Below are 10,602 nucleotides of genomic sequence, written 5' to 3' on the forward strand. Positions count from 1 at the left end.
TGGCTCCTCTGCCCTGTGGCACTGTTCGTGGCACAAGGTAGCACCGGGCCTGTCCTCTCGCACCCTCGTTCTGGCAGGAGGCACAAGAAAACCGCGTAATGGGAGGTCCTGCCATGGGAGAAAGGTGTCGGGATGAAATATCAACCAGGAACAATCGAACAGAGGGACTCGAAGACAAGGCTACAGGAGCTCGATTGCCCCAAGGCTAGCCCAGTGCCACTTCCTGAATGGCGGCGCTGTGGGCGAAATAGCGGTGACAGAACTGCATGAACTCCGGCAGCGGCAAGGGACGCGAGTAGAAATAACCCTGGATCTCATCCACCCCTATGGTGAGCACCGCCTTGAGCTCATCGCTGTTTTCCACCCCTTCTGCCACGACACGCACCCCCAACTGATGAGAGAGGGTGGTGATGGTCTCGACGAAGAGCGCCTGCCGGGTGTCACTGTCGATCGCGGTGATAAAGGATCTGTCTATCTTGAGCTTGTCGAAATAGAGTTCACGCAGGTAAGAGAACGAGGACCAGTCGGTCCCGAAGTCATCGAGGGCCACCCGCACCCCTATCTGGCGCAGGGAGTGAGTGATCTGCTTGCTGAGGGCGATGTCATCGAGGGCGATGGTTTCGGTCAGCTCTACTATCAACTGGTGCAGCCCCAACGGTCCATCTTCCATCTTCTCTTCAATCTCCCTGGCCAACCCCATGTTGAACATGGAGTTGGAGAGGTTGATGGAGATCTCGAGCGGTGCTAGCACCTCCTCCGGGAAGCCGGACAGATCGAGCTGCATGCGCCGGATGATCCAGCCCCCGAGCGCCTCGCCCAACCCGTTCTCTTCTGCCAGCGAGATGATGTCGAGGGGGGCAATAAAGCCATATTCCGGATGATGCCAGCGGATCAGCGCCTCGGCCCCCAGCCTCACCACACTCTGGCCGCGCACGATGGGCTGATAGTAAAGGGCCAGTTGCGGGCATTGCGGGCAGTGGATAAGCTCCCGCAGCTCGGTCGACAGCCGGCGTTTGCGCTGATAGTGCTGATACATGCTGCTGGAGAAGAGCACATTGCGATTCAGCCGCTTGCGCTTGGCGCTGTCGAGGGCGATATCGGCAAACAGCAGCATCTCTTCCGGTGAATGATCCGGTTTCACGTACTGGCTGGTGCCCATGAAGACCCGCACCCGGTGCGCCGGATCGGCGGCAAACACCAGATCCGCCAGCTCGCTGCGCAGTTGCTCAAGAAACGGGAAGCGCAGATAGGTGGGCATGGTGCCGGTGATGATGAGGGTGAACTCGTCACTGCCGGTACGGGCAACGAAGATCCCCTGGCCAGAGGCGGCCTTGATCCGCGCCGCAAGCCGTTTGAGCAAGGCGTCCCCCACTTCGTAACCCAGACTGTCATTGACCTCCCTGAAATGCCCCAGATCCATGAGGCAGACGGTGATGCTGCTGCGCCGACCGGGATGGCTGGTCCACTGCTGGAGGTGCTTGATGAGCGCCGCCCGGTTGGGGAGACGGGTGAGAGGGTCGTTCCACGCCAGAAAATGCTGGCGACGCACTTCGCGAAACAGCACCATCAACATCACCATGGTCGCCAACATCAGAAATCCCAGGATGAAGAAGTTCTGGGTTTTCGACTCGTTGAGCAGCTCGCGCTGGGCGATGGCAGAGGGCCCGGTGAAGTTTTTCACCATCACGTCCCGCACCCCGCGCATCTCGTCATCGAGCGCGGCCGTGAACATCTTGAGTGCAGGGGAATTCGGCTCCCCTTGCACCACATCCTGCTCATAGCGTTCGAAGAGAGCGAGGATCTTGCCGACCGCCTTGTCCGCACCGAATCGGGCCCTGACCGACTTTGCCTCCTCCCCGTGCAGGAAGACATCGAGCCGGTTCCAGGCAATGTCAAAGCGCTTGTTCATCTCCTCCCGGCTGGCGGCACCGGCACGATAGAGCTGCAAACCCTCCTCGAAGGCGTGGATCTCCAGCTCGAGCTGGGCCAGTGCCCAGGCGGAGAGCTGGGTGTAGCGCGTCACCGCATTGAACGCGCGGTCATAGTTCCAGACCGACCAGAGGGTCACCCCCAAAAAGGTGGTCACCATCAGGATCAGGCTCAAGAACTTGCCGCGCAGCATCTTATTTGCTCTCCAGCGCCGTCAGCTGCCACACCATCCGGCTGTGATAGAGCTCCTTGTTGAGTTCGGGATGGTCGGTGAGGGGATAAATGACCCAAAGCGGCCCCTTGTTGCGCAGGGTCAGCGCCTTGCCATCCTGTTTCTCGGCCACCAGCACCGGGTACTTCTCCCCGTCTTCCAGCGGCAGTGCGGCCCAGTATTCATTGACCGCGAGGGCCTTGACCTCCTGGCTCTTGAGACCGTAGATCCTGACCAGGTCCCGCAGAAACACCCCGCGATAGAGGTGCTCCCCTTCGGTCCAGGGCGTCCCTGTCTTAACCTCCGTCTGCGGCAAGGCCTCAAACTCGGCACGGGTCAGCACCACCTCCCCCTTGCCATTGCAGCACCCCGCCCCCGCAATTCTGAAGAAGGGCTCCTCCGCCAACACCATACCCGACACGAGCCATCCAGATATCAGCAACACCTTGCCAAGCCACTTGCCCATCACGCACCTCCCTGTCATACGGTTTATTTATTCATCTCACTCTGCTGACTCATATGCAAACAACAGAATGCACCTTCAGACCAAAGTCGCAGTCGTTTGCAACCAGCAACTATCTCTGCGCCTTCCAAAAGTACCCAATCGCTTCCCAAAGAATGACACCAGGCGCCACCCCCAGGCAAATGGATTGCACCATTTTTCTTTTCACTGGCTCCGCATAAAACCGGGTGCCCGCCACGGCCGGAAAAAGGTGACAATCTTTGCTACGCATCTGAAAAACAGACACAAAAAAGGCCGCTCCATGGAGCGGCCTTCTCATCAGTGCAGTCAGGGTTTAGCTGTCGCGGCGCTTGTTGCCACCGAATTTGCGACCCTTGTCGAAACCGCCTTCACGGCGATCCTTGTTGAAGGGACGGTCACCCTGGGGACGGCGATCCTTGTTGAAAGGACGGTCGCCACGGAACGGACGATCACCACGGGGCGGACGGGGAGCAGTGTTGCCGCCGGCCGGCACTTCGGTGTAACGGGTGATCTGCAGCGGACGCTGGCAGACACGGGCCTTCTTGATCACTTCCAGCACCTCGGCGCTCATGCCCTTGGGCAGATCGACGGTGGAGAAGTCATCGGCGATGTCGATGTTGCCGATGAAGCGGCTCTCGATGTTCGCTTCGTTGGCGATGGCACCCACGATCTGGCCCGGCTTGACGCCGTGATGGGCGCCCACGTCGACACGGTAACGCTCCATCTCCACGTCCGGGTTGTCTTTCAGCGGACGCGGTTCGAGGGACGGCATGCGACGGGCCGGACGATCGCCACGGTCACCGAAGTCACGACCGCCACGGTCGTTGAACTCACGACGCTCAAAGCCACCGCGATCGTTACCAGCGTTGAACACCGGATCCGGAATGGAGTCATCCAGCAGCAGCGGTTGATCGCCCTGTACCAGCTTGGCCAGTGCGGCAGCCAGTTCCAGCGGATCGGCAGAATCTTCTTCGATCAGCTCGTTCACCAGATTCACGTAGATCTCGAGCTCTTCGCCCATCATGGTTTCGCGGATGCGCTCCTTGAACTTGGCCAGACGGTGCTGGTTGATGTCCTCGGTGCTCGGCATCTTCATCGGCTCGATGGCCTGACGGGTTGCGTGCTCGATGGCGCGCAGCATGCGACGCTCACGCGGTGCCACGAACAGGATGGCTTCGCCCTTGCGACCGGCACGGCCGGTACGGCCGATACGGTGAACGTAGGATTCGGTGTCGTAGGGGATGTCGTAGTTCACCACGTGGGTGATGCGCTCAACGTCCAGACCACGGGCAACCACGTCGGTGGCGATCAGGATGTCCAGCTGGCCCTGACGCAGCTTGTCGACTGTACGCTCACGCAGCTTCTGCGGGATGTCACCGTGCAGCGCTTCACAAGCATGACCACGGGCAGCCAGCTTGCCAGCCAGTTCTTCGGCGGCGTTCTTGGTGCGTACGAACACCAGCAGGGCTTCGTAGGGTTCGACTTCCAGCAGACGGGTCATGGCGTCCAGCTTGTGCAGACCGGTCACCTGCCAGTAACGCTGGCGAATGGTGGTGGCGGTCGCAGTCTTGGAGGCGATCTTGATCTCTTTGGGCTGCTTCAGGTGCTTCTGGGCCACACGACGGATCTGCTCCGGCATGGTGGCGGAGAACAGGGCAACCTGACGACCGGCCGGGCACTGTTCCATGATCCAGTCCACGTCGTCGATGAAGCCCATGCGCAGCATCTCGTCCGCTTCGTCCAGCACCAGGGCTTTCAGACCGGAGAGGTCCAGGTTCTTGCGACGGATCAGGTCCATCACGCGGCCCGGGGTACCCACGACAACCTGGGCACCGCGACGCAGGGCGCGGGTCTGGGTTTCGTAGGAAGCGCCGCCGTAGATGGGCAGCACGTGGAAATCGGGCATGTGGTGGGCATAGCGTTGGCACGCCTCTGCCACCTGCAGGGCCAGCTCGCGGGTCGGGGCCAGCACCAGGATCTGGGTGTTGCGGTTACCAGCTTCCAGACGAGACAACAGAGGCAAGGCAAAAGCAGCGGTCTTCCCTGTACCGGTTTGTGCCTGCCCCAGCAGATCGTGTCCCGCCATCAGGTGGGGAATTGCTGCGGCCTGGATGGGAGACGGGCGCTCATAGCCCACGTCCTGCAGCGCTTTCAATACAGGCGCGGCCAGTCCAAGCTCACTAAAAAGGGGCAGTTGTTCGGTATCAGACATAGATTCTTCCAGATTAAGGCAGGCGGCTAACACCGCGGAATAGCAAAAAGGCGGCGATTATAGCGCCACTTTGTTCTGCTGTCTTGAAAAATGTGATAGGTGTCTCAAGACGTTGGCAATTATAGAGGGATCTCGCGACTATGGCTTGCTTATTTTTCACTCATGATGCGTTATTGCGGATCACGCTTCGCCAGAGTCCTTGTCCCGCTTGTACTTGAGCACCGCCATGGTCAATCGGCTGGTGCACAATAAACGACCACGTTCATCGCGAATCTCGATCTGCCACACCTGAGTCGTCGCCCCCAGATGCAGCGGCGCGCAGCGCCCCGTCACCACCCCTTCCCGCTTGGCCCGTAGGTGATTGGCATTGACCTCCAGCCCCACGCAATAACTCTCCTCCCCCACCGCCATGTTGGCCGCAAGCGATCCCAGCGTTTCCGCCAGCACCACGGAGGCGCCGCCGTGCAGCATCCCGAGTGGTTGATGGGTGCGGTGATCCACCGGCATGGTGGCCTCCAGCCAGTCGGGGCCAAAGGCGCTATAGACGATGTCGAGGTGGGCCATCAGGGTGTTACGGGAGCTGGCGTTGAGCCCCTCCAGGCTCATGGGTTTGCGCCAGATGGGGCTGCTTTCTTGACTCATGGTGAGCGGACTCCTTGCGTGATCAACGGGTTATCGCTGCGCTGTAGCGGTAAGCCAGCAGTGTCGGCGAAAAAGGCGCAAAAAAAAAGATGCCCACGCCGGGGCATCTTGCATCGAGATTGACCCTCACCAGGGATAGGTCACCCCTGGCCACTCGGCCCAAGGGCCGTCCCGCCCCGGCAGACGCGGCTCGGACCAGCGCCATACCTTGCCGAGCCAGGCGCGCAGTTCGGCTTCGAGTTCGCTGTCCGTGAGCGGCGCCTCGGCCACCTTCCAGAAGAAGAGCTCCACCTGCACCTCCGGCAGCACCGACGGATAGAGGTAAACCCCGCCCCAGAAGCGGGGCTCCCTGTCCGGGCTCCAGAGGCCATAGGCAAAGGAGCGCTTGGCCAGAAACTCGGAGTGCTGCCACTCCAAGTCGGCCTCGTGCTGACTCAGGCTGAAATGGGCGGAGGGCCACACATCGTCCGGGCGAAACAGCTGATGGAGCTGCTCCCGCTCGCGCAGGATGGCGACAAACTCCACCACGGCCTGGGACGGCGTGGTGGGGAGCAACAGAAAATGCGGGTGCCGATAGGCCTTCGGCACCCGGAATCCCTTGGGAAAGTGGAGCATCAGAGCAGTTCCAGCAGGGCCTGCAGCGGGTGCTTGAGCTTCTCCCCCTCCATCCGCTTGACCTGGCTGCGGCACGAATAGCCGGTGGCCAGGCAGCGAGCCTTGGGCAGGCGTTCAAGAGGCTCGGCCCAGCTCAGGCCATAGATCCCCTTGGAGTTCTCCACCTGTCTGGCGTCGTGACCATAGGTGCCCGCCATGCCACAGCAACCCACCGACACCGGCTGCAAACGTGCACCGAAGCGACCAAACAGGGTGCTCCAGTCACCGTGGGTGGTGGGCTTGGCGGTCTTCTCGGTGCAGTGGGCAAACAGATACCAGGGGTCGGCGGCAGCCTCTTCCCGCAGCGGCAGCGCCTCGGCAGGCAGGGAGAGCAGCCACTCCTGGGGTAGCAGCACCTGGAAATCGCCGCGGGCGGGGCCGAGCGCCTTCACGTACTCGTCCCGGTAGCAGAGCACCAGAGAGGGGTCGACCCCCACCATGGGGATGCCGAGGGCCGCCACCTTGTTGAGGAACTGGGCGCTGCTGGCAGCAGTGCGGGCGAAGGCGCGCAGGAATCCCTTCACGTGCTGAGGCTTGCCGTTGGGTTTGAAGGGCAGCAGGTAGGGCTGATAGCCCAGCTTGCTGGCCAGCTTCACCAGGTCACGCACCACGGGGGCGTCGTAGTAGCTGGTGAAGGGATCCTGCACGATGAGCACCACTTTTTGGCGCTGCTCGGGGTTCATGGCCTCGAGGCCCGGCAGATCGAAATAGCGGGCGCGGTGATCCCGCAGCTCCTCGGCCAGGGTCGGTACGGAGAGCAGAGGCACATCCACCATGCCGATGCTCTTCTCGGTCGCCTTCTGGGCCCACTCTTTTTCGAGGAAGAAGTTGACCAGTTTCGGCGCCTTGGCCAGCAGGGGCGCATAGCTCTCTACCGTGCCCACGAAGTAATCCTTGGGGCCGCGCAGATAGCGGCTGTGATAGAGCTGCATGAAGCGGGCGCGGAAGGTGGGTACATCCACCTTGATGGGGCACTGGCTGGTGCATGCCTTGCACGCAAGGCACCCCTCCATCGTCTCCATCACCTCGTGGGAGAAGTCATACTCGCCCCGGGCGCGGGCCACCGTATTGCGGAACTTGTCGACGATCTGCTTGAAGCGCAGACCGCCGCTTTGCAGCGCCACCTCTTCGGCAAGGGGATCGAAGCCCTGCTCCGACAACTGGCGCAGCCATTCACGCATCAGGCCAGCCCGCCCCTTGGGGGAGTGACGGCGGTCGCGGCTGATCTTGACCGAGGGGCACATGGGGGAATCGGTCTCGAAGGTGAAACACAGACCGTTGCCGTTGCAATCCAGCGCCCGTGTATAGCTCTCGCGCACGGCAATCGGGATCTGGCGGTCGAACTTGCCGCGCTTGGGCCCGTCCACCGAGACAAGCGAAGCGCCGCTGCCATAAGGCATGCAGATCTTGCCCGGGTTGATGCGGTTGGCCGGGTCGAACGCCCCCTTGACCCGTTGCAGCTCTTCCCACAGCTCGCCGAAGAAGGCGGGGCTGTATTCGGAGCGAAAGCCCTTGCCGTGCTCCCCCCACATCAGGCCGCCGTATTTGGCGGTGAGCGCCACCACCTGATCGGAGATGCGCCGCAGCAGCACCTCCTGCTCGGGATCGCACAAGTCCAGCGCCGGGCGCACGTGCAGCACCCCGGCATCGACGTGGCCGAACATGCCGTAGTCAAGGCCGTGAGCATCCAGCAGGGCACGAAACTCCATGATGAAGTCCGCCAGCGACTCCGGCGGCACGGCGGTGTCTTCGGTGAAGGCCACCGGCTTCTTGCGCCCTTCGGCGTTGCCGAGCAGCCCCACCGACTTCTTGCGCATGGCGTAGATGGTCTCGATGCTCGGCAGGTGGTCGCACACCTGATAGCCAATGACCCCGGCTTCACCACGCGCCAGCAGGGCGTCGATGCGCCGGCACAGCTCCGCCACCTTGGCCTTGTGCGCATCCTCGTCGGTGTCGGCAAACTCGACGATGTTGAGCCCCTGCAGATCCTTGCCGGGCACATCCTGGATGAGATCCTTCACCGAGTGCCAGATGATGTCGGCGCGAGCCAGTCCCAGCACCCGGGAGTCCACCGTCTCCACCGACAGGGCGTGGGCCTGTACCATAAAGGGGGCGTTTCTGAGCGCGGAGGGGAAGCTGTCGTACTTGACGTTGACCAAGGTGCGGTAGCGCGGGATGGGGGTGATGTTGAGCCGGGCTTCGGTGATGAAGCCCAAGGAGCCTTCCGAGCCGCACAGCACCCGGCTCACATCCAGAGTGTCGGTATCGGGCTGATAGAGGTGCTTGAGATCGTAACCGGTCAGAAAGCGGTTGAGCTTGGGGAAGGTGGCTTCGATGTCGGCGCGCCGCTCCTTACCGATGCGATAGAGGGTGCGATAGATCCCCCCCTCCCGGCCCTCGAGGGCCAGCTTGTCCGCCAGTCGCTGGCCGGTCACCGGCTCGGTCGCCATGATGTCACCGTTTTCCAGCACGGCCTTGAGGCCGAGCACATGATCCGAGGTCTTGCCGTACACCAGCGACCCCTGCCCCGAGGCATCGGTGTTGACCATGCCCCCCAGGGTAGCGCGGTTGGAAGTGGAGAGATCCGGCGAGAAGAAGTAGCCGTGGGGCTTCAAATAGGCGTTGAGCTGGTCTTTGACCACCCCGGCCTGGGCCCGCACCCAACCCTCTTCCAGATTAATTTCCATGATCTGGTTCATATGGCGCGAGAGATCGACGATAATGCCGCCGCCCAAGGATTGGCCATTGGTGCCGGTACCGCCGCCGCGAGGGAAGAAACTCAAGGTCGCGTACTCAGGCCCCTGGGCCAACTTGAGCATCACTGCAATATCGTCCGCACTGCGCGGATAGAGAACCGCCTGAGGTACGACCTGATAGACGCTGTTATCCGTCGCCATCGCCAACCGGCTTGCATAAGACTTTTCGATATCACCACGAAATGCTGATCGCGCCAGCAACTCAAGAAACTGCAGGGTTGTAGGTGACAAACTGTCCTGGTAATCGAGTCTCGGGATCATGAATCCTTGTTCCCATCCTTTGCTTGATGCCGGCATTCCGGCGACAACGACCGTTCGGACCTGCCTCTTTGCGGGTGTCCGAACCAGTCCGCTCACATGTGAGCGGGCAGTATATCAGCTAGAAAACCGCTTGCGCGCGCAATCTTCACCATTTGAAAGGAGGACTTTTATGGCTCACTACAGCCATGTTATCAGTACGCTTATTCGCACCGAAAAACAGGCCCTGACCCTGTCGCTGTTTGGTTGCATCACCTTTGCCATTTTCGGGATCGGCTATGGTCTGTTCGTCGGTTCCAACGCCATCATGCTGGACGGCATCTTCACCCTGTTCAGCATGGGCATGACGGGCCTTGGGCTCATCACCGCCTACCTGGTCACCCGCCCCTCCGACGCCCGTTTCCAATACGGCTACGCCCACTTCGAACCCATCGCCAACGTCATCAACGGCGCCATCATTCTGCTGCTCTGCCTCGGCGCCCTCTATGGCGGCATCACCTCCCTGCTGGCAGGAGGACGGGAGATCGATCTCGGCCACGCCCTCATCTATGCCGTCGTCTCCACCTTCTTCTGCGGCATCCTCTATCTCATCGAGGCCGACGTGGCCGAGCGGGTCAACTCCGAGCTGGTGCGGGTGGACTCCAAGGAGTGGCTGGTGGATACCCTGCTCAGCGCCACCCTGCTCATCGGCTTTCTGGTCGCCATCGGGCTCGATACCCTGGGTTACGGCCACTACAACCGCTACATAGACCCGGTGCTGGTCTCGCTGCTGGCCCTGTGTGCCACCCTTATTCCCATCAAGGTGCTCGGTCGCAACCTGCGGGAAGTGCTGAAGATTGCCCCCAAGGGGGATGTCTCCCGGCTGGTGGCCAGCGAAGTCGAGGCCCTGCGCCTGCGCCATGGGGTCGAGTGCTACAGCCACCTGGCAAAAAGCGGCCGCCGCTTCGATCTCGAACTCAACATCCTGGTGGCCCCCGGCCAGGAGTGGCCCGTCGAGCGCCAGGATGCCCTGCGCCAGGAGCTCTGGTCCCGCCTCGGCGACACCCTGGGAGACGCCTGGCTGTCGGTCTGCTTCACCCGCGAGAAACGCTGGCTCTGACCCGGACTGCACGCTGAATGACGCGCGGGGTTGCACAGCCCCGCTCGATGACTCATCCGGGACCCCCACTCCGGCGTTGGTTGTTCTGCACTTTTCTCCTGTGTCTCCCGCGTCTCCCGAGTCTCCCCGTGTTCTGCCCTCTGCGGGTGTGCTCAACGGACCTCTGGTCCCAGGACATCCACCAGTGTTCCTCCCCCGCCAAAGACACAAACGTTTGCCACCCCTGTTGGATCAAGATTTATTTTCATCCCATACCAAACAAATAAAAATTCGTTGCTAAGGAAGGTGCGAATAAGCGGGGAAATTCTTCTCGGCTGACTCAGTCATTTCATTTTTTCAGTTTGAGCCGATCTTTTC

The 10,602-nt window shown here is 61.4% G+C and carries 7 protein-coding genes; 1 reads left to right on the forward strand and 6 read right to left on the reverse strand.

What is annotated here, in order from left to right; all coding sequences use genetic code 11:
- Positions 1-205: 205 nt before the first annotated feature.
- From PG892_RS04320 to ydiJ, 6 genes are all read right to left on the reverse strand, one after another.
- A complete protein-coding gene (locus PG892_RS04320) occupies positions 206-2,122 on the reverse strand; it encodes a putative bifunctional diguanylate cyclase/phosphodiesterase (protein ID WP_270825136.1) in 1,917 nt (638 codons plus the stop codon).
- A gap of 1 nt (position 2,123) precedes the next feature.
- The gene (locus PG892_RS04325) at positions 2,124-2,606 is read right to left on the reverse strand and encodes a molybdopterin-binding oxidoreductase (protein ID WP_270825137.1); all 483 of its coding nucleotides are present in this window, start codon (positions 2,604-2,606) and stop codon (positions 2,124-2,126) included.
- A 331-nt stretch (positions 2,607-2,937) separates the two neighbouring features.
- The gene (locus tag PG892_RS04330; protein WP_182958328.1) at positions 2,938-4,836 is read right to left on the reverse strand and encodes a DEAD/DEAH box helicase; all 1,899 of its coding nucleotides are present in this window, start codon (positions 4,834-4,836) and stop codon (positions 2,938-2,940) included.
- 180 nt (positions 4,837-5,016) lie between these two features.
- A complete protein-coding gene (locus PG892_RS04335; protein WP_113070108.1) occupies positions 5,017-5,478 on the reverse strand; it encodes a hotdog fold thioesterase in 462 nt (153 codons plus the stop codon).
- Positions 5,479-5,604: 126 nt separating this feature from the next.
- Complete coding sequence (locus PG892_RS04340) at positions 5,605-6,093, reverse strand: hypothetical protein (protein ID WP_103242972.1); 489 nt, start codon at positions 6,091-6,093, stop codon at positions 5,605-5,607.
- Complete coding sequence (ydiJ, locus tag PG892_RS04345) at positions 6,093-9,149, reverse strand: D-2-hydroxyglutarate dehydrogenase YdiJ (RefSeq protein WP_270825138.1); 3,057 nt, start codon at positions 9,147-9,149, stop codon at positions 6,093-6,095. The genes PG892_RS04340 and ydiJ overlap by 1 nt, the downstream gene beginning before the upstream one ends.
- A gap of 169 nt (positions 9,150-9,318) precedes the next feature.
- Between ydiJ and PG892_RS04350 the strand changes: the two genes are divergently transcribed.
- Entirely contained in the window at positions 9,319-10,245 is a 927-nt protein-coding gene (locus tag PG892_RS04350; RefSeq protein ID WP_041214996.1) for a cation diffusion facilitator family transporter, read from the forward strand.
- The last annotated feature ends 357 nt before the right edge of the window (positions 10,246-10,602 follow it).

Origin of the sequence: Aeromonas sp. QDB68 (assembly GCF_027707405.1) — a bacterium.
Classification (GTDB): domain Bacteria; phylum Pseudomonadota; class Gammaproteobacteria; order Enterobacterales; family Aeromonadaceae; genus Aeromonas; species Aeromonas caviae.